Genomic DNA, 24,538 nt, shown 5'->3' with positions numbered 1-24,538 from the left:
AAATCAAGGAGGCATTGCAATGAAACGTTTCAAAAAAGTTCTGGCACTTGTTCTGGCCGGTGTTCTGGCACTGGCAATGCTGACCGCCTGCGGAGAGACCGCTGATCCGGATAGCATAATGCCGGAGGACGGTACTCCCGAAGTGGTGATGACCGTGAATAACATGGCTGCCAATAAGGGTCTGGGCCAGGTTGAGTACAGTGCAAAGTACAGCGCAGTGACCAAGGCTCTGCTGGAGAACTGGCTGGAGTATACCAATAACAAGATCAATAACACGACCTACTGGGAAAATTACCGTAAGATCACTGCTGAACTGGGCAGTGTGAAGATTGTGGTTGGCATGACCAAAGATTACCGTCCCATCACCAGTGATTATAACCCCGCTTCCAAGACCAGCTTCAAGTATGATTCTCTGTTCAAGGACGAGAGCGCATTCAATCTGGCTGAAAAGATCGGCGTTGCATACGTTCCCACTTCTAACGGCACTGTCTATCAGGCGGTCTGCCTGTTCGACGTGAACTGAGCGTTCCCCGATACAGAGGAAAGAAAACATAAAGCATAAAGATCCCCCGGAGGGCGGCGCGGGCCGCTTTCCGGGGGATCTTGTCTGTCAGAGAAACTGCTTACTGCTCGTTCTCGTAGATCTTAATATAGTGGGGGGCGTTTCTGTCCTGCACAAAGAGAAGCGTGCAGGTGAGTGCGGCGGCTAAGAACGTGAAGATGGCAAGCAGAGCTTTGAGAACTTTCATGGTATCCGATCCTCCTTGGCGGGCATGGCCCGGTCGTTCAAATGCGGAGCAGGGGACGTTCCGCAGGGTCATTAGCAACAGTATACCATAATCCCGGCAGAAAGGCAAACGGTAGTAAAGTTGCGTGAAGTTGGTGGTTGTTAATAAAAAAACAATTGGTTAGATACGACTAATCGTTAAAAATGGCAAAGAAAAATGAGGAAATTGCATCATTTTGGTGCTGTTGTCGTTGAACTTCCGGCTGTAAAATGATACAATAACTGTGTTAAGCAGCTGCTGTCCCTGCCGCAGTGCGCCCGCATGAGGGCAGGGGTGGCAATTCAAGCAGAATGGGGGATTTATTCCATGTTGAACAAGCTGAAACGTGCGGCGCTTGGCGCGCATACGCCGCATGACAAGGCAACCGCTGCAAGCAAACCAGTTCCGATGCCTCTGCCCGCGCAGGTACGCATCCTGATGAGCCAGCACATCGGCGCTCCGGCGAAAGCCCTGGTCAAAAAGGGCGACGAAGTGTTTGTTGGCACTAAGATCGGCGAGGCAGGCGGTTTTGTCTCTGCAAATATCCACTCCAGTGTTTCTGGTACCGTGGCCGCTGTGGAACCCTTCCGTCTCTCCAATGGCCGGATGTGCGACTCTGTTGTCATCAAGACCGATGGCAAGCAGACCGTGGACCCTGCCGTGAAGGCACCCGAGGTCACCGACAAGGCCAGCTTCCTGGCAGCCGTGCGTGAGTGCGGCCTGGTGGGTCTGGGCGGCGCAGGCTTCCCGACCGATGTCAAGCTGCAGCCCAAGCAGACCGTGGACACCCTGCTCATCAACGCTTCCGAGTGTGAAGTCTGGCTGACCAGCGACACGCAGGAGATGCTGAACTGCAGCGATGATATCGTCCGCGGCATCGAGGCCGTGCTGAAGTACACCGGCATCCCGAAGTGCATCATCGGCATTGAGAACAACAAGCCCGAGTGCATCGAGCTGTTGAACCAGAAGACCAAAGACAAGCCCGCCATCGAGGTCAAGGCACTGCCCAGTGTTTACGGCACCGGCGCAGAGCTGATCCTGATCGAGAAGTGCCTGGGCCGCGAGGTTCCGCACGGCGGTCTGCCCGCAGATGCAGGTGCCATCGTGATGAACGTGACCTCTGTTTCTACCCTGGGCAAGTACCTGGCTACCGGTATGCCGGTGGTCAGCCGCTGCATCACCGTGGACGGCGATGCCTGCGCAAAGCCCCAGAACCTGATCGTTCCCGTGGGCACTGCCTACGAGGATGTTCTGAACGCTGCCGGCCTCAAGGGCGGCGTGGAGCTGGGCAAGGTGGTTGCCGGCGGTGCCATGATGGGCCCCGCTGTGGAGAACCTGAGTTACCCCACCACCAAGACCACCTCCGGCCTGATCATGCTCAGCGCCGCTGCTGCAGAGCCCCCGCAGGTCAACCCCTGCATCCGCTGCGGCCGCTGCGTGGAGTACTGCCCCATGGGTCTGGAGCCCGTGGAGGTCAACCAGGCTTACGCTGCCCGCGATGTTCAGGAGCTGGGCAAGCTGCATGTTGATTACTGCTTCAACTGCGGCTCCTGCACCTTTGTCTGCCCGGCAAAGCGCCCCTGCACCCAGATGATGGGCCTGGCAAAGGCGTTCTACCTTGGTGAAATCAAAAAAGGAGGCAATAAGTAATGGATACGAAGCTTATTGTTTCGGCCTCCCCGCACCTGCGCAGTGAGGAAACGACCCAGAGCCTGATGGCCAATGTGATCGTTGCCCTGTGCCCCTGTGTGGTGGCCTCTGCAATCATCTTTGGTGCGCGTGCCCTGCTGGTCACTGCAGTGTCCGTTGTGGCATGTGTGGCCTTTGAGTGGCTGTACTGCAAGCTGCTGAAGAAGGCAAACCCCATCAGCGATCTGTCCGCTGTGGTCACCGGCATCATTCTGGCTATGAACGTGCCCGTGGGCATGCCCATCGGCCAGCTCATCATCGGCGACCTGGTTGCCATCATCGTGGTCAAGCAGCTGTTCGGCGGCATTGGCATGAACTTTGCAAACCCTGCACTGGTGGGCCGTATCGTGCTGTTCATCAGCTTTGCCGGTTCCATGAACAATTGGGTGTTCCCCGATGCAGCGGTTGACCAGCTGTCCAGCGCTACCCCGCTGGCTGTGGCTGACACCAGCAAGCTGAGCCTGCTGGATCTGTTCATGGGCGTGCACGGCGGTGTTCTGGGCGAGACCTGCGCTCTGGCCATCCTGCTGGGCCTGATTTATCTGGTGGCCACCAAGACCATCAGCATCGCCATCCCCGCTTCTTACATCGGCAGCATGTTTATCTTCTACCTGATCTCCACCGGCAGCCTGCACGGCGCACTGGTCGGCATCCTGTCCGGCGGCCTGATGTTCGGTGCTGTGTTCATGGCAACGGACTATGTCACCAGCCCCTTTACCCTGAAGGGCAAGCTGATCTACGGCCTGTGCCTGGGCATCGTCACCTTCGCCATCCGTCAGTGGGGCAGCTACGCCGAGGGCGTTTCCTTCGCGCTGCTGTTTATGAACCTGTGGGTCCCCTTTATCAACGATTGGACCCGTCAGACTCCTTACGGCTATGTTAAGCCTGCAAAGAAAGCAAAGGAGGGTGCTGGCAAATGAATAAGAATTCTTCCTGGGAGACCAGTGTAAAGCCTGTTGTTGTGCTGAGCGTGATCGCACTGATCGTCAGCCTGCTGCTGGCCATGGTCAACTCCTTTACGGCTCCCATCATTGAGGATAACCAGAAGGCCGCAACGCTGGCTGCCTATGTGGACGTGATGCCCACCGTTTCCAGCGCCTCCGATCTGGAGGAAGTGACCGACTACACCACCGAGAACATCACCGGTGCTGTAAAGGCCACCGACGGCTCCCTGGCCATCAAGGCTGAGGAAAAGGGCTTTGACGGCGGCATCCTGTCCGTCATCATCGGCTTCGACACCAACGGCACTGTCACCGGCATTTGGGTGGACGCTTCTACCCAGACCAAGGGCATCGGCAGCAACGTTGCCACCGACAGCTTCCTTGCTCAGTTCGATGGCATGGATGGCACCCAGAACATCACCCTGGGCCAGGGCTACGACGCATACAGCGGCGCAACCATTTCCTCTAAGGCTCTGTTTGCCGCCATCAACGATTGCATCAACTGCTACAACGAGTTGGCATAAAGGAGGTTGGTAAGAAATGGCAAGCGAAAACAAGTCCAAGGTAAGCATCCTTACCAACGGCATCATCAAAGAAAACCCCGTTCTGCGTCTGGTTCTGGGCACCTGCTCCTGCCTGGCTGTTACCACGGCAGTTTCCAGCGCGCTGGGCATGGGCGCAGCCTTCACCTTCGTGCTGGTGTGCTCCAACATCCTGATCTCGCTGCTGCGCAACGTGATCCCCGCTAAAGTCCATCTGCCCTGCTACATCGTCATCATTGCAGGCTTCGTGACCATCGTTCAGATGGTGATGCACGCCTATATGGACAGCCTGTACACCGCACTGGGCGTGTTCCTGCCCCTGATCGTTGTCAACTGCATCATCCTGGGCCGTGCCGAGATGTTTGCCTGCAAGAACAATGTGGTGGATTCCGCACTGGACGGCATCGGCATGGGCATCGGCTACACCCTCACCGTGGTGCTGATGGCCTCCATCCGTGAGATCCTGGGCAGCGGCACCTGGTTGGGCTTCCAGGTCCTGCCCGAGAGCATGGCCAAGATGAGCATTATGACCCAGGCTCCCGGAGCATTCTTCTGCTACGGCGTGCTGATGGCCGGCTGCGTCTGGCTGGAAGGCAAGCTGGATGCCCGCATCGAGCGCAAGAGCTGCTGCGACCTCGACAACCTGAAGAAGGAGGCAGAATAAGATGTTAGTCAAACTTGCTGCGATCTTCTTCAGCATGATCCTGGTGAACAACTACGTGCTGGTGAAGTTCTACGGTATCTGCCCGTTCCTGGGCGTTTCCAAGAAGCTGGATTCCTCCATTGGTATGTCCGGCGCTGTTATCTTTGTTATGCTGGTGGCAACGGCTGTCACCTTCCCCATCCAGATCTTCATTCTGAACCCCGCTGACCTGGGCTACCTGCAGACCATCGTGTTCATCCTGGTCATTGCAGTGCTGGTGCAGTTCATCGAGATCTTCCTGAAGAAGTATGTTGTTGCACTGTACAATTCTCTGGGCGTTTACCTGCCCCTGATCACCACCAACTGCTGCGTGCTGGCCGTGACCATTCTGGTCGTGGACGACTACGGCGCAGACGTTGCTACCCTTGGCTTTGCCGCTGCCTACATTGAGGCTCTGGTCTGTGCCGTGGGTGCAGGTGTCGGCTTTATGCTGGCCATGGTCATGTTCAGCGGCGTGCGCAAGCGTGTGGAAGCCTGCGATCCCCCGGCACCCTTCAAGGGCCTGCCCATCACCCTGATCGCAGCAGCCATCACCAGCCTGTCCTTTATGGGCTTCGGCGGCCTCGTCGAAAACCTGTTCAACGTGACGCTGTAAGGGAGGAACAGGATTATGAATATTGTATCTGCTGTGATCCTCTGTACCATCGTGGGCGCGATCGGTGCCGTTGTTCTGGTGCTGGCCGCAAAGTTCATGGCGGTTGAGGAAGACCCCCGTATTGAAGAAGTTTCTGCCTGCCTGGCCGGTGCAAACTGCGGCGGCTGTGGCTACGCCGGCTGTGCCGACTACGCAAAGGCCGTTGTTATGGACGGCGTTCCCTGCGACAAGTGCGCCCCCGGCGGCCCCAAGGCTGCTGCCGCCATTGCTAAGATCATGGGCGGTGAGGCAAGCGCTGTGGAGAAGAAGGCTGTGGTCCAGTGCCAGGGCAACTCCGAGCACTGCAAGCCCAGCTACGAGTACAAGGGCATCCAGACCTGTGCCGCTGCTGCGACCCTGTACGGCGGCCCCAAGACCTGTACCTTTGCCTGCATCGGCCTGGGCGACTGCACCAAGGTGTGTAAGTTCGATGCCATCCACATTGTGGACGGCGTGGCCAAGGTGGACAAGGACAAGTGCACCGGCTGTGGTGCCTGCGCCAACATCTGCCCCAAGCACGTCATTATGATCGACGCAGGCGGCCCCCGCAAGCCCGTGGTCATGTGCTCCAATCAGGATAAGGGCCCCGTTGCCATGAAGGCCTGCACCACTTCCTGCATTGCCTGCGGCATGTGCGAGCGCACCTGTAAGTTTGATGCCATCCACGTTGTGGACGGCGTGGCCCGCATCGACTACGACAAGTGCAAGGGCTGCGGCATGTGCGCCCAGAAGTGCCCCAAGCACATCATCCTCTTCCCGCTGAAGGACGATCCGAATCCCCCCAAGCCCGTGGTGAAGCAGGCTCCGAAGCCCGCTGCCGCTCCTGCCGCTCCGGCGGAGCCCGCCGCAAAGGCTGAGGAGGCAAAGGCTCCCGAAGCCCCCAAAGCTGAATAAGCGGAACCCATTGTAATATGGTAAAGCGCCCCCGTTGCTCCTTTGAGTGATGGGGGCGCTTTTTGGTGCAAAACCTCTCCGTCATCATCGCTGACGCTCGATGCCACCTCCCCTAGTAGGGGAGGCCTTGGCATGAGATTCATTTTTCGATCTTTTCGCCTATCGGCTCCAAGAGCGACTTCTGCCGCAGAGGTGAACATTACGCCAGCACTGCCAAAAGGAGCGAAGCGCCAGACCCCGAAAACGCGACGGCCTGCCAAGGGCTCCCCTACTAGGGGAGCTGTCACGGCGAAGCACGTGACTGAGAGGTTTACCACCGGGAGCGGCTGCTGGGGGCAAAACCTCTCCGTCATCATCGCTGACGCTCGATGCCACCTCCCCTAGTAGGGGAGGCCTTGGCATGAGATTCATTTTTCGATCTGATCGCTGGCGCTCCAAGACCGACTTCTGCCGCAAGGCCGAACATTACGCCAGCACTGCCAAAAGGAGCGAAGCGCCAGACCCCCGAAAACGCGACGGCCTGCCAAGGGCTCCCCTACTAGGGGAGCTGTCACGGCGAAGCCCGTGACTGAGAGGTTTAACCCCCGCTGTCGAGCTTTGCGAGACTGAGAGGGCCCCGAAAACTTTTTTCAAAAAATCTCGAAAAAAAGTGAAAGGAATCTGCGTTTCATGTATTATAGAGAGTGAAACTGCGAAGATACAACACAAAACTGCGTGATATAACAATGCGGCGGGCGTGCGGATAAGTCGGACTGTTCTACTCCCCACAATGATATTACGGCGGTTCATAACGTGCTGTATATCGCAGAATATTTTGTCTGAAAAGGGGAAGGGAAAATAAAATTTCACTATTGAAAATACTGGATATACATGCTATAATTACGATAATGATGTGTCTGGTAAAAATAACCTGCCAAGGGAAAGAAAGCCGACAAAAGTTGGATATCTTTTCCTCCGGTTTTGCCAAAAATACTATGATGCAGGGAGGGCTCCACTGTGCGGAAAAATCATCACGGAAAAAAAGATAGGCTGGTGAAGCGCGTTTTTGCGCTTTGTCTGGCGCTTGCGGTCATCTGCACCTGCCTTGTGCCGGTGTTTGCAACGGAGGGTCTGATCGATCCTCAGGTTCATCAAGAGGCCTCCCGGCCCGTAGATGACGGCGAGGCATCCTATCCTGACGACGAAGTTGCCGGTTTTGGCGGGGACGAAGCTGCCGGTTTCGGTGAGCCGCGCGAAGTATACGATGAAGGCGAAGCTGCCGGTTTTGGCGAGGACGAAGTTGCCACCCGGCCTGTGGAAGGCGGCGAGGACAACCTCGACGGCGGCCCCAACGTTAAGGAAACAGAGTGGGGTACCGTTATTGACTACAGCACCAGTACCAGCACCAGTACCGACCCCAGCTCCAGCACCGAGACCCAGTGGTCCGGCGAGGACGACGTGGTGGAAAAGCCTGATGACAAAGTGGTCGTTTCCGGCGACGAGATCAAAAAGCTGCAGGATATGGTGGTCTACCGCTTCTGGCTGAGGGAGCTGAACACCCTTGACCTGCAGGACATTACCGCTCAGGCACAGATCAACAATATGACGGAGAGCGAGTATCTGGCCCGGAACGGTGAAGTTCTGTGGAACCTGTACTTTATTCAGGCTGTGCCCCGGGCAGAGACCATCGCGGACTACAGCAGCTACATCGAGAACCCCTCCTCCAACCGGGACCCCAAGGGCGAACTGCGGCTGTTTGACTACTGGTACACGCTGGACGAGTTTGGCAACCGGGTGCGCCTGAACCTCACCGACCCCACCAGCAACATTCTGGACGACAAGACCACCACCGTGAACGTCTACGCCGCATGGAAGGACGGTACCGTGGGCTCCGATGAGGAAGAGGATGTGGATCACGAGGATCTGGTGGACAAGAACCCCGTGCCTGTGGATCTGACTGCCAAGGCCTCTGCTTCCTACGAGGACGAGGACGGCAACACGAAGAGCGTCAATCTGCCGGTGGAAGTGAAAAATCTGCCCTCTGCCGCCCATAGCCTCAGCGTCATCCACATGGGTGATGACGATATGCAGACCTTCTACGAGAGCCACGAGGATGATTTTGGGGATATGGCTCCCATTCTGGGCCTGAAGATCTCCCCCAAGAACGCCAAGGGCGAAAAGGTGCATCTGGCCAAGGGCCAGAAGGCCACCGTTACTGTTTCTGGCTTGAACGAACTGCCGGATATTGCGGAAATGGAAGAAGCGGGAGCGCTCACTGCCGATGCGCTGAAGGTGCTCCACCAGAAAGACGACAATACCGTGGAAAAACTGGATGTTGTCAGCTATGAGAATGGCACCCTGACCTTTGAGACCTCCAGCTTCAGCCCCTTTGTGCTTGCGCTGGAATACCCGGATCAGGGAAGTGAGGACTTCGATGATGACGGCATTGAGATCGTCAGCATTGAGATCGATGGCGTTGAGTACCCGAATGTGAATGATGGGATTGCTACAATCAGCAGCATTCAGGGTGATGCAAAAGTTCCGGTTGGCGCAACGATTACACTGCGATCCAAAAACGGAAAATCGCACTACGAACATAAATGGATAATTACACCGAATCAGAAAAACCCCGGTGAAGCGAAGTTTGTTGACAGCAATGGGAATTTGGTTGACGAAATTTATGGTGTGGGAGATACCTTCAAAACAGTACGGTTAAAGGTTACGAAAACGGGTGAGTTGACGATTAACCACCGCCACGGTGACCCCAAAGCAGATGATAAACATAAGCTTAGTAACGGCGATGAGCTGAATATTACAGTTGTGGAAAGCAATCAGAAAGACACTTATAATCTTTATGTTTACACGCAGGTTTTGGGCTATTCGGGTGATTACTATGGTAGTAAAGCTGAAAATAAAGCGTGGAACGGCATGGCCGTTGGTACGATTTCAAATGTAGTTGCTCCGAGCAATTACAATAAGCGTACCTCAATTTATGACACGGCCGACATTGATACGAAGTTGGGAACTGAAATTATAGTTGATTCCGGACAGTTTCCTGTGATTCCGATTAAACAGAATGGCCAATACAAGGATTACTATTATCTGGAAAAACCGAGTAGTTGGGAGTCAGATACCGCAAAGAAGAATTATGGCGGCACGTACACAATTGAATGGTACGAGGTCGTTGCTGTGGGTGGAGCTAACACCGGCAAAAACGGCAAGGACGGAGACTGGACGAATGAAAAGCAGTATAAATCCCAATACACGAGTGGTATATATAAATCTCCGATTTCGTCGGTCAGCAGTAATAAAATGACGTACCATCTGGATGGTCTGATAGTGCTCCATGATACAACGCACATCAACGTCAAGTTTATGGTTCAGGATGCGGGTGAAGATACCTTTGCTCTAGTGCGTGATTATGGCGGAGCATTTACTGTCCCAGAAGGGTGTACTTCGATTTCGCTGAGTAATATCGATCGTCCGGATGTTCTCCGCGCAGGTCAAACCGAAGCAGATTGCCCGGCAACAAAAGAAACAGCGGATGGAACCGTTTATAAATTTGAGGGATGGTATACGGATCAGAACTTTACATGTGAAAGCAAGTTTGATTTTACAGAGGATACCATTAGTGCAGATACAACTTTCTACGCAAAGTATGTGCCTGCTTCCGCCAACCTGACCGTTACCAAAACTGTTACTGGTAAACTTGGCGATACCAACAAAGCCTTTACCTTTACGATTACCAAAGATGGTAAACCAGTAAACAACATCACTGAGGACAATATCGAGGCTAGAGATGGTGCTCAATGGTTGAATGATGGTAATGGCAAGTTTACTCTGAAAGACGGGGCTTCGATTATCTTCAAGAATCTACCGAGCGGCCAATACAAGGTTGTAGAGGACGATTACATCGGCGAAAAGTACGAGACCAGCTATGTGGTTGATTCCGGAACACCTGAGAATGGGCAAGAAGCAACTGTAACGATTGGTACGGACGCTAAACGAATCGACTTCACCAACCATCGAAATCTCGAGCCTGATCTTGGTGTCCTCCTCGACACCCTGCCCTACATTGTCATCCTTGCTGTGGTGGCTGGCGGCGTGGCCCTGCTGATGCTGCGCAAGCACCGTAAGGAAGATGACTAAAGGGGGCTGACCGCATGGCGAAGAAGAAAGCGCCCCAGCGGCTGGCCGGTGCAGAGGAAAGCTGTATCAGCCCGGAGCAGGAAGCGATCATCCAGTGGTTCCGGACGGTGAAATTCCGCAAGAACCTGCTGGGCGGCGTGGATGAAGCGGCAATGTGGAAGAAGCTGGAAGAGCTTTACGCCCTGTACGAAGCCGCCATCCGCGCCGAGCGCACAAGGTACAATGTGCTGCTGGAAGCCTCTCCGTCAAAGCCTGACGGCTTTGCCACCTCCCCTGATAGGGCAACGACAACGACCGCCGCCAGTGGTGAACCCGGGAACGTAAACCTGGCTCCCACCAAAGTTGACAGTTTTGCCAAGGGCTCCCCTACTAGGGGAGCTGGCACGGCGACAGCCGTGACTGAGAGGTTTAATCCGGAATCTGACAGCTCTGACCCCCAAAAGGAGGCGCATTCCGATGCACCCGCTGGACAATGAAGCCCTGAAGCTGGGGGCACGGGCGGTGCGCCGCCGCAGGCTGGACGCTGAGAACCGGCAGGATTTTATCAGCCTGCTGGGCCGCGTTGTGGTGATCCTGCTGTGCGCCTGGGTGCTGTTCACGCAGGTGTTCCTGCTCACGCAGGCCAAGGGCAGCAGCATGTTCCCCGCGGTAAAGGATGGCGACCTGCTCATCTGCTACCGCCTGCAAAAAACCTACGCAAAAAACGACGTTGTGGTCTACACCCAGGGTGGCAAGCTCCGGGTGGGCCGCATCCTTGGGCGCGAGGGCGACCTTGTGGCTCTGGACGACAGCGGCACCCTTGTGGTGAACGGCGCGGTGCAGAGCGGCGAGATCCTCTACCCCACCTACGTAAAAGACGCGCTGGAGTACCCCTACACGGTGCCGGAAGGCTGCTTTTTTGTGCTGGGCGATTACCGCACACAATCCGAGGACAGCCGGGACTTTGGCCCGGTTCCGCTGGAGGATGTGCAAGCAAAAGTAATTACACTACTGCGGCGACGCAGTCTGTAATACCACGGAGGCCGGAAGAAGCTGCCGGCATCCTGCCTGTGAACCGCGGAGTTTGGGCCGCGGCACAGGAGTACGAACTATTTCTTACTAGGGAGGAATAACAATGAAACTGAAGAAATTCTTCGCGGGCGTTCTGGCTGCCGCCATGATGCTCACCGTCGGCGCAACCGCAGCGTTTGCGACGGAAGGCAATAAAGTTGATGCTAGCTATGAGGGCACAGCTGGCGAATACAATGCGAAGATGTTTGTGCCGGTTGATGGTAAGGCTGAAATTGACCTGACCAAGGTTCTGACGGTTGTTAGTGGTACTGCACCCGATAGCATGAAGTTTAACTTTAATGTTTATGAGGGTACGGAAACTACCGGTACAGCACTGGATACTAAATCGGTGGAATTTAACGCAGGTAATTATACTTCTAAGGGTAGCGAAAAAAATAATGGTGTCTATACTGGCACCTTTAAGCTGGATGTTGCGAAGCTGACTGAAGGCAAGTCTGTTGGTAAGTATACTTTTACCATCGTTGAGAGCATGGACAAGGCATACCAGTCTGTGACTGCTGAGCGTGGTACCGTGAAGATGGTCATCAGCAAGGTCAATGCAAAGGAAGTTGATTCTACTGCTACTGCTGATTTTGGTTATTTTGTTGCTCTGTATGATAGCGAGGGGAATAAGATTCTGGCCACCGATGCTTTTAAGAATAAGTATGGTGATGGCAACATTCAGAATTTGAAGTTGAGCAAGACTGTCCATGGTGCACTTGGCAACTTGAGCAAGGACTTTACCTTTAAGATTAAGTTCACTAAGGCAGATGCCCTGCAGAATAATACTGATACTGGTCTGTATAAGGGACCTCAGGTTGCAGAATTGAGCAACACTGCAACCCTTAAGGATGGCACTACTGCAATCTCTCAGAATGCATATCTGGAACTGGATAAGGAATATACTGTTACTCTGCGTCACAATGATTCTCTGAAACTTTCCAACCTGCCTGCTGGTATTAAGTATGAAATTTACGAGGATGGTTCTCAGGTAGAAGCTGGTGCTGTTGTTGTTACTGTTGACAATGTGAAGTACACTGTTACTGTTACTGATACTGCATTTGATACCACTGAGACTACTAAGATCAAGGGTACTGTTAATAATACTGACGTGACTGCAGCCTTCCAGAACACCAATCCTGATTCCCCCGACATGGGCGTTGTGCTGGACAATGCACCTTACATTGCAATGCTGGCCATTGTTGCCATTGGTGGTGTGGCCCTGATGCTGAACAAGCGCCGCCGCGACGAGGAGTAATTGCTCGCGGTAGATTAAACCCCACCGTCATCCCTTGCGGGATGCCACCTGTCCGGGTTGCGGCACCCAGCGTCCACATCGTGCAAAGCACTCGTGTCCTGCTGGCCGCTGCCCCAACAACTCCTCCCTGTTTCCGCCACTGGCGGCGGTCGTCGTTGTTGCCTACTAGGGGCGGCCTTGGCAAAACCGTGAAGCTTTGCGCCATGCCAAGGGCCCCCCTATTAGCGGGGGCTGGCACGCGAAGCGTGACTGGAGGGTTATCTCAGCACAAACCTAACGAATAACCACTTATTTGAATTTGCTTAACCGGAGGTGGGCTGTATCAACTGGCAGAGAAAAGCGTTGAGGGCAGCCGACTTTCTGGTGAGCACGGTGGTCGTGCTGTTCCTGGTGGTCGCCGGGGCATATTCAGCCTATGCCCTGTGGGACAACTCGCAGGTGTACGCCGCCGCAGACAATGTTCAGGCAGAGCTTTTGCAGTTCAAGCCCAAAGCGGGCGCGGATAACGGCGCAAGCTTTGAGGAGCTGCTGGGCATCAACCCGGATGTCTGCGCGTGGGTCACACTGGACAACACCGCCATCGACTACCCTGTGGTACAGGGCGAGGACAACTTTACCTATGTGAACACCGATGTCTACGGTGATTTCTCGCTGGCAGGCAGCATCTTTCTGGATGTGAACTGCGACAAGAACTTCACCGACCCCTACTCTCTGCTGTATGGTCACCACATGGAAGAGAGCAAGATGTTCGGTGATCTGGATCTCTACAAGGACGCAGAATTCTTTGCAGAGAACACCACCGGTGAGCTGATCCTGCCCGACCGCACCTATGATCTTAAAACCTTTGCATGTCTGCTGGTCCCTTCGTCTGAGAGCGCGATCTTCCAGCCCCAGCGCTGGGACAGCGACCTGCAGGGGTTGTACACCTTTGCGCAGGAGAACGCCCTGAACCTGAACACCGAAACGCTGGCCGCCATGAAAGCGGCGGGCGATGACGCTCAGGTGCTGGCGCTGTCCACCTGTTCAACGGAGTTTACCGATGCACGCACCATTCTTCTGGCGTGGATGATCCCGTCCGCGTCGGATTCATAAAGGAGAGGATGAAATGAGGTTCCGTAAAATCGCGGCAGCACTCCTGACGCTTGCGTTGGGGTTCTGCCTGTGTCAGCCGGCGGCATTTGCGGCCACCGCGGCTGACCAGCATACACAGCTGCAGGAGCTTCCGGTTTCCATTCAGTCCACGGGGGAAACACCTCTCCCAAAGGAAACACTGACTGTGGAACTTGAGGCTGTGGACAATGCGCCCCTGCCCCAGGTGACCACTCTGGAGATCACCGACGGCGAGACCGGCAGCTTTGGCCCCATCAGTTACACCAAGCCCGGCTATTACGTTTACACCGTGCGCCAGCGCGCCGGTGTCAACACCCGCGGCACCTACGATGAAACCGTGTACTATCTGCGCGTTTCCGTGGTGTGGGACAACGACAAGCTGGTGGCCCGGATGGCCGTGCACACACAGGCCGACCTGATGGACGAAAAGGTGAGCAGCATCACCTTCAACAACAGCTACAAGGCCATCGAGACCCCGTACTACCCGGACCCGTATGACCCTGATCCCGTCACCCCGCCCACCCCTTCCACGCCGGAGAACCCGGCCCCGGCAGATGCCCGCCCGACCGTGACTGAAACCACCACCCCTAGTGCACCGGAGCCAACCGCCCCGGCCAGCGTGGTGGCGGATGCCCGCCCGGCCGAAGGCCCCAAACTGATCCAGACCGGTCAGCTGAACTGGCCCATCCCTGTTCTGACGGCAAGCGGTCTGGTGCTGGTGGCCGTGGGTGCCTACCTGATGGAGCGCAGCAAGAAACGTGAAAAGAATGCGTAAAGTATCCCCCGGGCTTGTCTGCATCGTGCTGGGTGTGGTGCTCCTGCTGGCGGCTGGCGGCCTGTACGCCTACAACCGCTGCGAGGATGCCCACGCCGGTGCCGAGGCTCAGACCGTGGTGGCCGACCTTCAGCAGAAGGTGGAGACCCCGGAACCGGAAGCAGAGAGCGGCCCCCTGGACCCCGAGCTCCCGGTGGTGGAGATCGACGGCAACGAATATGTGGGTGAGATCTCCATTCCCGCCATCGGCATTGACCTGCCGGTGATGAGCGAGTGGAGCTACCCCCGCCTGAAGATCGCCCCCTGCCGCCAGTTCGGCTCTTCCCGCACCGATGATCTGGTCATTGCGGCGCACAACTACGAGAGCCATTTCGGCAAGCTGACTTCCCTCACAGCGGGGGACAGCGTCACCTTCACCGATATGGACGGCATCGTGAATGAGTACGTCGTGAACAAGGTCGAAGTGCTTGACCCCCACAGCGTGGAGGAAGTGGAACACAGCGGCTACGCCCTGGTGCTGTACACCTGCACCTACGGCGGCAAGACCCGTGTCACCGTCTTCTGTGATCGTGCATCGTAAAAATCAAGGCTGAAAAACAAAAAGAAGCCCCGACATTCGTCGGGGCTTCTTTTTTACTATGTGGGAACTCCCTCCGTCATTGCTGACGCAATGCCACCTCCCTCTCAGAGGGAGGCTTTTCGCTGCCGTAAGGCTCCCTCCTAGAGGGAGCTGTCGCCGGAGGCGACTGAGGGAGTTACTGTTTTTTCCACCGCCGCATCACGCCCATGCCCAACGCATAGGGGCCGGTGTGCACGGCAATGGTGCAGCCGATCTGCAGCAGGACCACATTGCACTCGCAGGTGGGGTACTTGGCGCGCAGGGCGGCGCGGGTCTGCATCCAGAGCCGCTTGCCCTCGTCGGCATCGTAGCCGTAGCCCACCGTGATGCAGTAGTCATCAGGTGTGCCGTTGTGTTCGGCCAGATAGGTCATCAGCAGGTCGAGGGCCTTCTCAAAGCTCTTCTGGCGGCCACGGGCCACACCAGCGGAGAAGATCTCGCCCTCCTTGAACAGGATCATGGGTTTGATGCCCAGAATGTTGGCGGCACGGCCCGTGACTTTGCCGATGCGCCCGCCCTTGATGAGATAGTCCAGATTACCCACCGTGAAGAAGATCTGGTTGGTGATCTTTTCCGCTTCCAGCCAGGTCACGGCTTCGTCCAGCGTACAGCCTGCATCCCGCATGGCCACCGCGTTTTCCACCACGATGGATTCGGTCACGGTGGCGGCGGTGCTGTCAATGACCTCGATCTTAGCATCGGGGAAATCCTCCAGCACCAGCTCCCGGGCGTTGCGGGCACTGCCCACGCAGCCGCTCATCTTGCTGGTAAAGCAGATGCAGAGCACCGGGCGGCCTGCCTCGGCATGGGCCCGGAAGGCGGTCTCAAAATCCTCCAGCGAAGGCAGGCTGGTCTTGGGGTAGGCCGCGGGGTTATCTACCATGAACTGGTAGAAATCGCGCACGGCGATCTCCTTGCCCTCCTTGCGGTAGTGCTCACCGTCCAGCGAGACATAGAAGGGGATGATCTCAATATTCAGTGTTGCGGCTGTCTCAGGGGTCAGGTCGCAGGCGCTGTCCGTGATGATATCAAACATAGTCACGCTTCCTTTTCAATGCGGCGGGTTCTGTGGCGCGGATCAGACGTTGTGGTGGATGTAGGCCTCACGCTCGGCACCCACGGAGATGTAGGTGATCTTGCAGCCAATAGCCTTTTCCAGATACTCAACGTAATCGCGGGCTTCCTGGGGCAGATCCTCCCACTTGCGGGCGGCAGTGATATCGCAGTGCCAGCCGGGCAGATACTCCACCACGGGCTGTGCGGTGTCCAGAGCCATGCCCATGGGGAAGCGCTTGGTGATGGTGCCGTCGGTCAGCTTGTAGCCGGTGACCATGGGGATCTTCTCCATGTAGTCCAGCACGTCCAGCAGGGTCAGAGCAACCTCATCGCAGCCCTGGCAGAACACGCCGTAGTGGCTTGCCACCAGGTCGATGGGGCCAACGCGGCGGGGACGGCCGGTGGCTGCACCGTACTCGTGGCCAGCCTCACGCAGGGCGTGCTTCTCTTCCTCGGTCATGGCCAGCTCAGTGACAAAGGGGCCGTCGCCCACGCAGGAGGAGTAAGCCTTCATCACGCCGATGCTGTTGGTCAGCTTATGGCCCGGGATGCCTGCGCCGATGGGTGCGTAAGCGCCGATGACGTTGGAGGAGGTGGTGTAGGGGTAGATGCCGAAGTCGATGTCGCGCAGAGCGCCCAGCTGGGCCTCGAACAGCACCTTCTTGCCGGCGGCATCAGCGTCGGCCAGATACTGGCCCACGTCGCAGATGTAATCCTTGAAGATGGCGGCATACTTCTCCAGCCATGCCCACATCTCGTCCACGCTGATGGGAGCGGAGTGGTAGCTGCCCTCCATCACCAGGTTCTTGGAATCCACCATGGTCACCAGGCGCTTCTTCACGCTGTCGTCCAGGTGGAGCAGGTCGCCCATGCGCAGGGTCTTCTTCATGTACTTGTCACCGTAAGTGTAGGCGATGCCGCGCTTGGTGGAGCCGAACTGTGCGCCGGTCTTGGCCAGGCGGGCCTCTTCCAGGCCGTCCTGATCGACATGGTAGGGCATGGTGATGGTGGCACGGTCGGAGATCTTCAGGTTATCGGGGGTGATGGAAATGCCCTGCTCCCGCAGCTTGTTGATCTCGCCGTCCAGATGGTGCGGGTCGATGACCATACCATTGCCCATCACGCAGACAACGTTGGGGCGCAGGATGCCGGAGGGCAGCAGGTTCAGCACGAACTTGCCGCGCTCGTTCTTCACGGTGTGGCCTGCGTTGTTGCCGCCCTGATACCGTGCAACGATGTCATACTCCTGGCTGATCAGATCGACCATGCGGCCCTTGCCCTCATCGCCCCAGTTGATACCCGTAATTGCAGTAAGCATAATAAATGACCTCTTTATCATTTTTTCAAAAGACAGCCTTTTCCGTGCACCTTGCCCGGGATACGCCACCTTGGGAATCTGTACCGCCCGCGGAAATGTCCGCAACAATACAATTATAGTATAGCACGAAACGCGGAACAAAGAAAGAGGGAAGAAACACTTTTCTCTCAATTATCCGCCAGGCGCTCCTCTTCGTGATGCTGCTTTAGTTCTTTTTCCCCAGCTTGTGCACAGTGCCATCCGGCTCTTTGATCGAGGTGTTGTTCAGCTGGGCGCGCAGGCTGGCCTTTACGTCCGCAACATACTCCTGCCGCAGGGCCTGCTGCTCTGCCTTTTCGGCATCGGTCAGGCCGGTGGTCTTGCTCTTTTTTGCCAGCTCGTTGATACGGGCGATCTTCTCGTTTGTCATCGCAGTTCTCCTATTAGATAAAATGTGATATAATATGACCGGGATGCCCCTTCCGGCAGCTGCGGCTCTTTTGGCGAGGCGGCAGGAGGGAGCTATTTGAATCAAAGCAAGTATAACAAAGGATGAAACCGATGTCAAAACAGTTGAATTTTGCACAGCAGATGGACGAAGTGTTGAAAACGCTGGGGCCGCAGCGGCCAAAGCTGCTGCTCCATGCCTGTTGCGGGCCCTGTTCCAGCGCCGTGCTGGAAAAGCTGTGCCGGTATTTTGAGATCACGGTGCTTTACTATAACCCCAACACCTGGCCTGCAGAAGAATACTACCGCCGGGGCGAGGAGCTGAAAAAGTTCGTGGCGCAGGCGCACCCGCTGGGGGTCACGGTCATCGAGGACCGCTACGACCCGCAGGAGTTCTACACGGCTGTGCAGGGGCTGGAAAACGAGCCGGAGCGGGGCGGGCGGTGCACCGTCTGCTACCGTTTGCGGATGCGCCGGGCGGCACAGTACGCAAAGGAGCACGGCTTTGATTGGTTCACCACCACGCTCTCCATCAGCCCCCACAAGGATGCTGCCCGCATCAATCAAATCGGGCAGGAGCTTGAAGCCGAATTCGGCATCAGGCACCTGCCCTCGGATTTCAAAAAGCAGAACGGCTACCTGCGCTCCCTCCAGCTTTCGGAGGAGTACGGGCTTTACCGTCAGGATTACTGTGGGTGTGAGTTCAGCGCAAAGGCGAGGGGATGAACCTCTCAGTCGCCTGCTGCTTGCCTCTCCTGCCAGGAGAGGTGGCATTGCGAAGCAATGACGGAGAGGGTTACTCCTCCCGCATTCTGGACACCAGAATCGCAAAGACGATCAGCCCTACACAGGGCACGATGTTGGTTGCCATACCAACAGCAAGACCGGCGCTTTCGGCCACCTTGCCGATGACCCAGGGCATCAGAATCGCGCCGCTGGATGCCACCGGCAGCATGATGCCCATGCTGGTCACGGTGGTCATTTTACCGGCGCTGGCCACGGCGGTGGGGTTCATACCGGCCATGGAGAAGGCGAAGGCGAACAGCAGCAGGATGGCAGGCAGCTGGCTGTGGGTCTGCATCATGGCAAAGTAGAAGGCAGTGCAGAAAACCGCCATAAACACCATGGCCTTGCGGGGCTGTTTGAGTGGGAACACAAAGGCGATGAGCAGGCGGCCGATCAGGGTGGCACCCCACATCACGGTGACGGTATAGGCCGCCAGCGTGCCTGCAATGATGCCGCTGTCCTTGAAGTAGGTGACCATCCAGCCCACAACGCTCTGCTCGGCGGCGTTCTGGCAGAACAGCAGGCCGGTGAGCAGCCAGAAGCGGGAGGAGCGCAAAAAGCTCCAATCGGTGACAGCCTCTTTGGCCTTGGCACGGCCTGCCATGGGGGTGAACAGGTATACCAGCCAGAGCACCAGACCCAGCGCTGCCAGTGCCAGCACGGCCAGCGTGGTGCTGACCCTGGCAGCGGCAGAGATCAGAAAGGGGCAGAGCAGGGCACCGCAGGCGTAGCAGGCGTGCATGGTGTTCATGCCCCGGGTGCGGTCTGCAGAGTTGCCGCTGACAAGGATGGTGCAGGTGTTCAGGACACTGCCCTTGGCAATGCCTACAATGAAGAAGGCCAGCGCCAGCAGAATGGGCAGGCCGGTCAGGCCCATCAGGCCGTAGCCCACCGCATAGCCGATGGTCAGCAGCAGGACGCTTGGCTTCATGCCCATTTTTCCCACCAGCGCACCGGCCAGCAGGCCCGCCAGCAGGTTGCCGATGCTCAGCAGGCTGAGCAGGGTGCCGGTCATGCCGTAGGCAAAGCCGTATTCCTCCTGCAGCAGGCTGACCACCACACCACTGGAAATGGTGCAGATGCCGCTGAAAAAGAAGGTGACGAAGCCCGCGTTCCGCAGGCGGGTGTTCCGTTGTTCCATAGGGTTCTCCTTGCAGTATTCGGGGGCGCAGCGCCCGTAGTTGCTTTTATTAAAGCATATTCTGGTCAGAAAGCAAGGGCTGTTGAGCCAGCAGAAGCAAAATCAGCGCCCAGTGGAAGCGCCCTGCCGTTCGTTCGGTGGGGCGCTTCTGGATTTTATTTTGCGTCTCCTATTGACAATGATCGAATCGTGCGTTATGATATTGTACGGCATCAAACAGTTCTAAAGAAAACAATCCTGTCACAAACAATTCAAAAGGGAAACAATTATGCACGATGAAAGCACCAAGCAACCCTGCTGCAACCCCCCATGGGAGCCGCCGCAGGTCATCCCGGCACAGGTGCGCCGGGTGAACAACCTGATCTTCCGCAAGATCAACCAGTTCCATCGGGAGAACAATGTGGACAACGTGACCCCCATGCACGACTGGATCATGAGCTACCTCTACTGGCACAAGAACGACCCCGTGTACCAGCGCGATATCGAGCGGGAGTTCTCCATCACACGCTCGACTGTGACGAACATCCTGCAGCTGATGGAGCGCAAGGGCTACATCGAGCGCCAGAGCGTGCCGCAGGATGCCCGACTCAAGCGGCTGATCCTGACGGAAGAGGGAGGCCGCGTCCACGAAAAGACGATGCTCTCCCTGCACCAGACCGATGAGTTTGTGGCCGGATTGCTGACGGAAGAGGAAAACGCAGAGCTTCTGCGGTTATTGAACAAGCTGCGCAAGGGGCTGGAATGACCCCTGCAAATAAACTTCAGGAGGATTACAACAGATGATCAAAAAACTTGTGTCACATCTGGGCGAGTATAAGCGCGCCGCGATCCTGACACCGATCTTCTCTGCTCTGGAAGCCATCATGGATGTGATGCTGCCCACCATCATGGCCTTTATCATTGACCAGGGCATTGAAAAGGGCGATATGAACGCCGTTGTCAAGTACGGCCTGCTTACTTTCCTGGTGGCGGCCATTGCCCTGCTGCTGGGCGTGCTGGCCGGTAGGTTTGCCGCCACGGCATCCACCGGCTTTGCAGGCAACCTGCGCGATGCGATGTATGAGAACATCCAGCATTTCTCGTTCTCCAACATCGACAAGTATTCCACGGCCGGTCTGGTCACCCGTATGACCACCGACGTGACCAACCTGCAGAACGCGTTCCAGATGATCGAGCGCATGTGCGTGCGTGCCCCCGTCCATCTGGTTTTCGCGCTCATCATGGCCTCCATGATCAGCCGCTCGCTGACCATGGTGTTCCTGGTGGCGATCGTGTTCCTGGTGGCAGTGCTGGCAGGTATTATGGTTCCCACCTTCGGCATCTTTGATAAGGTGTTCAAGAACTACGATAACCTGAACGCCTCCGTGCAGGAGAATGTCTCGGCCATCCGCGTGGTCAAGAGCTTTGTCCGGGAGCACTTTGAGAACGAGAAGTACACCAAGGCCTGCGAGAGCCTGTACAAGCAGTTCGTCCACGCCGAGAGCCGCCTGAGCTTCAACAATCCTGCCATGCTGGTCTCTGTGTATGGCTGCAACATCGCCCTGAGCTGGTTCGGCGCACATTACGTCCTGAACGGTGCGATCACCACCGGCCAGCTGAACGCCCTGTTCGGTTACATTATGAACATCCTGATGGCCCTGATGATGCTGAGCATGGCCTTTGTGATGATCGCCATGTCCGCCGCTTCTGCCCGCCGTATCGTGGAAGTGCTGGACGAGACCACCGACCTGCCCGCCCCCAAGGCACCGGTGCAGCAGGTCAGGGATGGCGGCATCGAGTTCGAGCACGTTACCTTTAAGTATAAGCACGGCTCCGGCCAGCCTGTCCTGAACGATGTCACCTTCAGCATCCGGCCGGGCGAGACGCTGGGCATCATCGGCGGCACCGGCAGTGCAAAATCCAGCCTGGTGCAGCTGATCCCCCGCCTGTATGATGCCGAGACCGGCTCTGTCAAGGTGGGCGGCGTGGACGTTAAGGATTACAGCCTGGATGTCCTCCGCCGGGAGGTCTCCATGGTGCTGCAGAAGAACGTTCTGTTCAGCGGCACCATCCTCGACAATCTGCGCTGGGGCGATGAGAACGCCAGCGAGGAAGAATGCATCCGGGTGGCCAGGCTGGCCTGCGCCGATGAGTTCATCGAGCGCTTCCCCGACAAGTACAATACCTGGATCGAGCAGGGCGGCTCCAACGTGTCCGGCGGCCAGAAGCAGCGCCTGACCATTGCCCGCGCGCTGCTGCGCAAGCCCAAGGTGCTGATCCTGGACGACAGCACCAGCGCCGTGGATACCGCCACCGATGCCAAGATCCGCAAGGCCTTCCGGGAGGAGATCCCCGGCACCACCAAGATCATCATTGCACAGCGCATCTCCTCCGTGCAGGATGCAGACCGCATCCTGGTGCTGGACAACGGCCAGATCAACGGCCTGGGCACCCACGAGGAGCTGCTCAAGACAAACAAGATCTATCAGGAAGTTTACAACAGCCAGACCCAGGGCGGCGGCGATTTCGACAAGCAGGGAGGTGAGCAGTAATGGCACAGGTGAAAGAAGTAAAGGGCCCCGGCCCCCGTGGGATGGGCGGCCCCAAGCCGAAGGTCGAGAACCCGGGCAAGCTGCTCAAGCGGATCATGGATGAGGTGTTCAAGCACTATCTGCCCCACTGCATCCTTGTGCTGGTCTGCATCATCGTCAGCGCGCTGGCAAATGTGCAGGCAAGCCTTTTCCTCAAGACCCTGATCGATGATTACATCGTCCCCATGACCAAGCAGGCCACGCCGGACTTCGGCCCGCTGGCAGGCGCACTGGTGCGCATCGGCTGCATCTACGCCATCGGCGTGCTGGCCGCATGGCTCAACGCCCGTATCATGGTCAACGTGACCCAGGGTACCCTGCGCAACCTGCGCGTCCAGCTTTTCACCCACATGGAAAGCCTGCCCATCCGGTATTTTGACTCCCATCCCCACGGCGACATCATGTCGGTGTACACCAACGATGTGGACACCCTGCGCCAGATGATCAGCCAGAGCATCCCCCAGCTGGTGTCCAGCGCCATCACCATCGTGTCCGTGTTCACCAGCATGTGCCTGATGAGCTGGCAGCTCACCGTTGTCACCATGCTGATGGTGACCCTGATGCTGTTCTGCTCCAAGAAGATCACTTCCATGAGCGGCAAGTACTTTGTGGCCCAGCAGAAGGATCTGGGTAAGGTGAACGGCTACATCGAAGAGATGATGGAGGGCCAGAAGGTCGTTAAGGTGTTCACCCACGAGCAGAAGGCTCTGGATGGCTTCCGCCAGCTGAACGATAAGCTGAAGGAAAGCGCCAAGCAGGCCAACAGCTACGCAAACATCATCATGCCCGTTACCGCACAGCTGGGCAATACCAGCTATGCAGTCTGTGCTCTGGCGGGCGCGGCCATGGCTGTTGGCAATGTCGGCGGCATGACCCTGGGTACCGTGATGGCCTTCCTGAGCCTGAACAAGGGCTTCAATATGCCCATCAGCCAGGTGTCCATGCAGGCCAACAGCGTGATCATGGCACTGGCCGGTGCGGAGCGTATCTTCAAGATGATGGACGAGACCAGCGAGACCGACGAGGGTTATGTCACCCTGGTCAACGTCAAGTATGGCAAGGATGACGAGCTGGTGGAGACCACCGAGCGCACCGGCATCTGGGCCTGGAAGCATCCCCACCACGACGGCACCACCACCTACCACAAGCTGGCGGGTGACATCACCTTTACCGATGTCGATTTTGGCTATGTGCCGGAAAAGACCGTTCTGCACGGGATCAATCTCTATGGCCGCCCGGGCCAGAAGATCGCCTTTGTCGGCTCCACCGGTGCCGGCAAAACGACCATCACCAACCTGATCAACCGCTTCTACGATATCGCAGACGGCAAGATCCGGTATGATGGCATCAACATCCGCAAGATCAAAAAGGACGACCTGCGCCGCTCTCTGGGCATCGTTCTGCAGGATACCCATCTGTTCACCGGCACGGTCATGGAGAACATCCGCTATGGCCGCCTGGATGCCACCGATGAGGAGTGCATTGCCGCCGCAAAGCTGGCCAATGCCGATGGCTTTGTCAAGCGTCTGCCCGATGGCTACAACACCATGCTGACCAACGACGGCGCAAACCTGTCGCAGGGGCAGCGCCAGCTGCTGGCCATTGCCCGCGCCGCGGTTGCCGATCCCCCGGTGCTGATCCTGGACGAGGCGACCTCCTCCATTGATACCCGAACCGAGGCGCTGGTCCAGCGGGGCATGGACGGCCTGATGTATGGCCGCACCAGCTTTGTCATTGCCCACCGCCTGTCTACCGTCCGCAATGCAGACTGCATCGTGGTTCTGGAGCAGGGCCGCATCATCGAGCGCGGCAGCCACGACGAGCTGATCGCCAAGAAGGGCAAGTATTACCAGCTCTACACCGGTAATCTGGCCGAAAATTAAAGAAAAATCGTAAAAAACGGAGCCGCTGTACAAAATGATGTGCAGCGGCTCCGTTTATTTTCAATTTGTTCAAATTCCTCACAAAGAAACTCCATTTTTATCCTGTACAATAAGGGTGCAGTCAGGGAGGAACAGAAAAACATCCTCCCAAGATGCCATGCAGGCAATGAAAACCGCGCATCTCCGGCAGAAACCGGGCGGCGCGGTCCCTTTAAAAAATACTGTCCCCTGCTGATGCGAGGCAATAG

At 56.8% G+C, this 24,538-nt stretch carries 23 protein-coding genes; 18 read left to right on the top strand and 5 right to left on the bottom strand.

What is annotated here, in order from left to right; translation table 11 throughout:
• The first annotated feature begins 19 nt into the window (after positions 1 to 19).
• Positions 20 to 523 carry a hypothetical protein gene (locus tag MTP42_RS12485; protein WP_249257463.1) on the top strand — a complete coding sequence of 168 codons (504 nt, stop codon included), beginning with the start codon at positions 20 to 22 and terminating at the stop codon, positions 521 to 523.
• A 100-nt stretch (positions 524 to 623) separates the two neighbouring features.
• Here the strand turns inward: MTP42_RS12485 and MTP42_RS14655 are convergent, their stop codons facing one another.
• Positions 624 to 749: a hypothetical protein gene (locus MTP42_RS14655; protein ID WP_005935143.1), complete on the bottom strand. Its 126-nt coding sequence runs from the start codon at positions 747 to 749 to the stop codon at positions 624 to 626.
• Positions 750 to 1,094: 345 nt separating this feature from the next.
• On the opposite strand from MTP42_RS14655, the gene rsxC reads away from it, so the two are divergent.
• The 13 genes from rsxC (at position 1,095) to MTP42_RS12420 (ending at position 15,071) form a co-directional block, all read left to right on the top strand.
• On the top strand, positions 1,095 to 2,417 hold the full coding sequence (rsxC, locus tag MTP42_RS12480; protein ID WP_227611137.1) for an electron transport complex subunit RsxC: 1,323 nt from the start codon (positions 1,095 to 1,097) through the stop codon (positions 2,415 to 2,417).
• A complete protein-coding gene (locus MTP42_RS12475) occupies positions 2,417 to 3,376 on the top strand; it encodes an RnfABCDGE type electron transport complex subunit D (RefSeq protein WP_249257462.1) in 960 nt (319 codons plus the stop codon). The genes rsxC and MTP42_RS12475 overlap by 1 nt, the downstream gene beginning before the upstream one ends.
• Entirely contained in the window at positions 3,373 to 3,921 is a 549-nt protein-coding gene (locus tag MTP42_RS12470; RefSeq protein ID WP_005935149.1) for an FMN-binding protein, read from the top strand. The genes MTP42_RS12475 and MTP42_RS12470 overlap by 4 nt, the downstream gene beginning before the upstream one ends.
• 16 nt (positions 3,922 to 3,937) lie before the next feature.
• Positions 3,938 to 4,603 carry an electron transport complex subunit RsxE gene (gene rsxE / locus MTP42_RS12465; protein ID WP_005935151.1) on the top strand — a complete coding sequence of 222 codons (666 nt, stop codon included), beginning with the start codon at positions 3,938 to 3,940 and terminating at the stop codon, positions 4,601 to 4,603.
• Position 4,604: 1 nt separating this feature from the next.
• On the top strand, positions 4,605 to 5,237 hold the full coding sequence (locus tag MTP42_RS12460; protein ID WP_005935153.1) for an electron transport complex protein RnfA: 633 nt from the start codon (positions 4,605 to 4,607) through the stop codon (positions 5,235 to 5,237).
• 15 nt (positions 5,238 to 5,252) lie between these two features.
• Positions 5,253 to 6,170: an RnfABCDGE type electron transport complex subunit B gene (locus tag MTP42_RS12455; protein ID WP_249257461.1), complete on the top strand. Its 918-nt coding sequence runs from the start codon at positions 5,253 to 5,255 to the stop codon at positions 6,168 to 6,170.
• 1,032 nt (positions 6,171 to 7,202) lie between these two features.
• Positions 7,203 to 10,298 (top strand): InlB B-repeat-containing protein, encoded by a 3,096-nt coding sequence (locus MTP42_RS12450; protein ID WP_249257460.1) that lies wholly within the window; start codon positions 7,203 to 7,205, stop codon positions 10,296 to 10,298.
• Between the two features lie 14 nt (positions 10,299 to 10,312).
• Positions 10,313 to 10,774 carry a hypothetical protein gene (locus MTP42_RS12445; RefSeq protein WP_249257459.1) on the top strand — a complete coding sequence of 154 codons (462 nt, stop codon included), beginning with the start codon at positions 10,313 to 10,315 and terminating at the stop codon, positions 10,772 to 10,774.
• Positions 10,755 to 11,309: a signal peptidase I gene (gene lepB, locus MTP42_RS12440; RefSeq protein ID WP_249257458.1), complete on the top strand. Its 555-nt coding sequence runs from the start codon at positions 10,755 to 10,757 to the stop codon at positions 11,307 to 11,309. The genes MTP42_RS12445 and lepB overlap by 20 nt, the downstream gene beginning before the upstream one ends.
• A 103-nt stretch (positions 11,310 to 11,412) precedes the next feature.
• Complete coding sequence (locus MTP42_RS12435; protein ID WP_249257457.1) at positions 11,413 to 12,606, top strand: DUF7601 domain-containing protein; 1,194 nt, start codon at positions 11,413 to 11,415, stop codon at positions 12,604 to 12,606.
• Between the two features lie 312 nt (positions 12,607 to 12,918).
• A complete protein-coding gene (gene srtB / locus MTP42_RS12430) occupies positions 12,919 to 13,698 on the top strand; it encodes a class B sortase (RefSeq protein ID WP_097773301.1) in 780 nt (259 codons plus the stop codon).
• A 13-nt stretch (positions 13,699 to 13,711) separates the two neighbouring features.
• A complete protein-coding gene (locus MTP42_RS12425; protein WP_154276913.1) occupies positions 13,712 to 14,491 on the top strand; it encodes a Spy0128 family protein in 780 nt (259 codons plus the stop codon).
• Complete coding sequence (locus MTP42_RS12420; RefSeq protein ID WP_005935173.1) at positions 14,484 to 15,071, top strand: sortase; 588 nt, start codon at positions 14,484 to 14,486, stop codon at positions 15,069 to 15,071. Before MTP42_RS12425 ends, MTP42_RS12420 begins: the two co-directional genes overlap by 8 nt.
• Before the next feature lie 175 nt (positions 15,072 to 15,246).
• Here the strand turns inward: MTP42_RS12420 and MTP42_RS12415 are convergent, their stop codons facing one another.
• The 3 genes from MTP42_RS12415 to MTP42_RS12405 form a co-directional block, all read right to left on the bottom strand.
• Complete coding sequence (locus tag MTP42_RS12415) at positions 15,247 to 16,146, bottom strand: DegV family protein (RefSeq protein WP_097771586.1); 900 nt, start codon at positions 16,144 to 16,146, stop codon at positions 15,247 to 15,249.
• A 42-nt stretch (positions 16,147 to 16,188) separates the two neighbouring features.
• Positions 16,189 to 17,484 carry an adenylosuccinate synthase gene (locus MTP42_RS12410; RefSeq protein WP_097771587.1) on the bottom strand — a complete coding sequence of 432 codons (1,296 nt, stop codon included), beginning with the start codon at positions 17,482 to 17,484 and terminating at the stop codon, positions 16,189 to 16,191.
• Positions 17,485 to 17,689: 205 nt separating this feature from the next.
• Entirely contained in the window at positions 17,690 to 17,893 is a 204-nt protein-coding gene (locus MTP42_RS12405) for a DUF896 domain-containing protein (protein ID WP_005935179.1), read from the bottom strand.
• Between the two features lie 122 nt (positions 17,894 to 18,015).
• On the opposite strand from MTP42_RS12405, the gene MTP42_RS12400 reads away from it, so the two are divergent.
• Positions 18,016 to 18,636 (top strand): epoxyqueuosine reductase QueH, encoded by a 621-nt coding sequence (locus tag MTP42_RS12400; protein WP_117477135.1) that lies wholly within the window; start codon positions 18,016 to 18,018, stop codon positions 18,634 to 18,636.
• Positions 18,637 to 18,706: 70 nt separating this feature from the next.
• On the opposite strand, the gene MTP42_RS12395 is transcribed toward MTP42_RS12400, so the two are convergent.
• Positions 18,707 to 19,837, bottom strand: coding sequence for an MFS transporter (locus tag MTP42_RS12395; RefSeq protein ID WP_117505931.1), 1,131 nt, complete (start codon positions 19,835 to 19,837; stop codon positions 18,707 to 18,709).
• 268 nt (positions 19,838 to 20,105) lie between these two features.
• Between MTP42_RS12395 and MTP42_RS12390 the strand changes: the two genes are divergently transcribed.
• The 3 genes from MTP42_RS12390 to MTP42_RS12380 are packed head-to-tail and all read left to right on the top strand — an operon-like array spanning position 20,106 to position 24,290.
• Positions 20,106 to 20,582 carry a MarR family winged helix-turn-helix transcriptional regulator gene (locus MTP42_RS12390; protein WP_154276915.1) on the top strand — a complete coding sequence of 159 codons (477 nt, stop codon included), beginning with the start codon at positions 20,106 to 20,108 and terminating at the stop codon, positions 20,580 to 20,582.
• Between the two features lie 34 nt (positions 20,583 to 20,616).
• Positions 20,617 to 22,368 (top strand): ABC transporter ATP-binding protein, encoded by a 1,752-nt coding sequence (locus tag MTP42_RS12385; RefSeq protein ID WP_249257456.1) that lies wholly within the window; start codon positions 20,617 to 20,619, stop codon positions 22,366 to 22,368.
• Positions 22,368 to 24,290 (top strand): ABC transporter ATP-binding protein, encoded by a 1,923-nt coding sequence (locus MTP42_RS12380; RefSeq protein ID WP_249257455.1) that lies wholly within the window; start codon positions 22,368 to 22,370, stop codon positions 24,288 to 24,290. The genes MTP42_RS12385 and MTP42_RS12380 overlap by 1 nt, the downstream gene beginning before the upstream one ends.
• Positions 24,291 to 24,538 lie beyond the last annotated feature (248 nt).

Origin of the sequence: Faecalibacterium sp. I2-3-92 (genome assembly GCF_023347315.1) — a bacterium.
GTDB lineage: Bacteria > Bacillota > Clostridia > Oscillospirales > Ruminococcaceae > Faecalibacterium > Faecalibacterium duncaniae.
The sequence above is the reverse complement of the archived record's forward strand: the minus strand, read 5'-3'. Positions and strand labels throughout refer to the sequence as shown.

Bases quoted from the DNA above. Each gene is read 5' to 3' on its own strand.
- MTP42_RS12485 (WP_249257463.1), top strand. From the start codon at position 20: ATGAAACGTTTCAAAAAAGTTCTGGCACTTGTTCTGGCCGGTGTTCTG.
- MTP42_RS14655 (WP_005935143.1), bottom strand. From the start codon at position 749: ATGAAAGTTCTCAAAGCTCTGCTTGCCATCTTCACGTTCTTAGCCGCC.
- rsxC (WP_227611137.1), top strand. From the start codon at position 1,095: ATGTTGAACAAGCTGAAACGTGCGGCGCTTGGCGCGCATACGCCGCAT.
- MTP42_RS12475 (WP_249257462.1), top strand. From the start codon at position 2,417: ATGGATACGAAGCTTATTGTTTCGGCCTCCCCGCACCTGCGCAGTGAG.
- MTP42_RS12470 (WP_005935149.1), top strand. From the start codon at position 3,373: ATGAATAAGAATTCTTCCTGGGAGACCAGTGTAAAGCCTGTTGTTGTG.
- rsxE (WP_005935151.1), top strand. From the start codon at position 3,938: ATGGCAAGCGAAAACAAGTCCAAGGTAAGCATCCTTACCAACGGCATC.
- MTP42_RS12460 (WP_005935153.1), top strand. From the start codon at position 4,605: ATGTTAGTCAAACTTGCTGCGATCTTCTTCAGCATGATCCTGGTGAAC.
- MTP42_RS12455 (WP_249257461.1), top strand. From the start codon at position 5,253: ATGAATATTGTATCTGCTGTGATCCTCTGTACCATCGTGGGCGCGATC.
- MTP42_RS12445 (WP_249257459.1), top strand. From the start codon at position 10,313: ATGGCGAAGAAGAAAGCGCCCCAGCGGCTGGCCGGTGCAGAGGAAAGC.
- lepB (WP_249257458.1), top strand. From the start codon at position 10,755: ATGCACCCGCTGGACAATGAAGCCCTGAAGCTGGGGGCACGGGCGGTG.
- MTP42_RS12435 (WP_249257457.1), top strand. From the start codon at position 11,413: ATGAAACTGAAGAAATTCTTCGCGGGCGTTCTGGCTGCCGCCATGATG.
- MTP42_RS12425 (WP_154276913.1), top strand. From the start codon at position 13,712: ATGAGGTTCCGTAAAATCGCGGCAGCACTCCTGACGCTTGCGTTGGGG.
- MTP42_RS12420 (WP_005935173.1), top strand. From the start codon at position 14,484: ATGCGTAAAGTATCCCCCGGGCTTGTCTGCATCGTGCTGGGTGTGGTG.
- MTP42_RS12415 (WP_097771586.1), bottom strand. From the start codon at position 16,146: ATGTTTGATATCATCACGGACAGCGCCTGCGACCTGACCCCTGAGACA.
- MTP42_RS12410 (WP_097771587.1), bottom strand. From the start codon at position 17,484: ATGCTTACTGCAATTACGGGTATCAACTGGGGCGATGAGGGCAAGGGC.
- MTP42_RS12405 (WP_005935179.1), bottom strand. From the start codon at position 17,893: ATGACAAACGAGAAGATCGCCCGTATCAACGAGCTGGCAAAAAAGAGC.
- MTP42_RS12400 (WP_117477135.1), top strand. From the start codon at position 18,016: ATGAAACCGATGTCAAAACAGTTGAATTTTGCACAGCAGATGGACGAA.
- MTP42_RS12395 (WP_117505931.1), bottom strand. From the start codon at position 19,837: ATGGAACAACGGAACACCCGCCTGCGGAACGCGGGCTTCGTCACCTTC.
- MTP42_RS12390 (WP_154276915.1), top strand. From the start codon at position 20,106: ATGCACGATGAAAGCACCAAGCAACCCTGCTGCAACCCCCCATGGGAG.
- MTP42_RS12385 (WP_249257456.1), top strand. From the start codon at position 20,617: ATGATCAAAAAACTTGTGTCACATCTGGGCGAGTATAAGCGCGCCGCG.
- MTP42_RS12380 (WP_249257455.1), top strand. From the start codon at position 22,368: ATGGCACAGGTGAAAGAAGTAAAGGGCCCCGGCCCCCGTGGGATGGGC.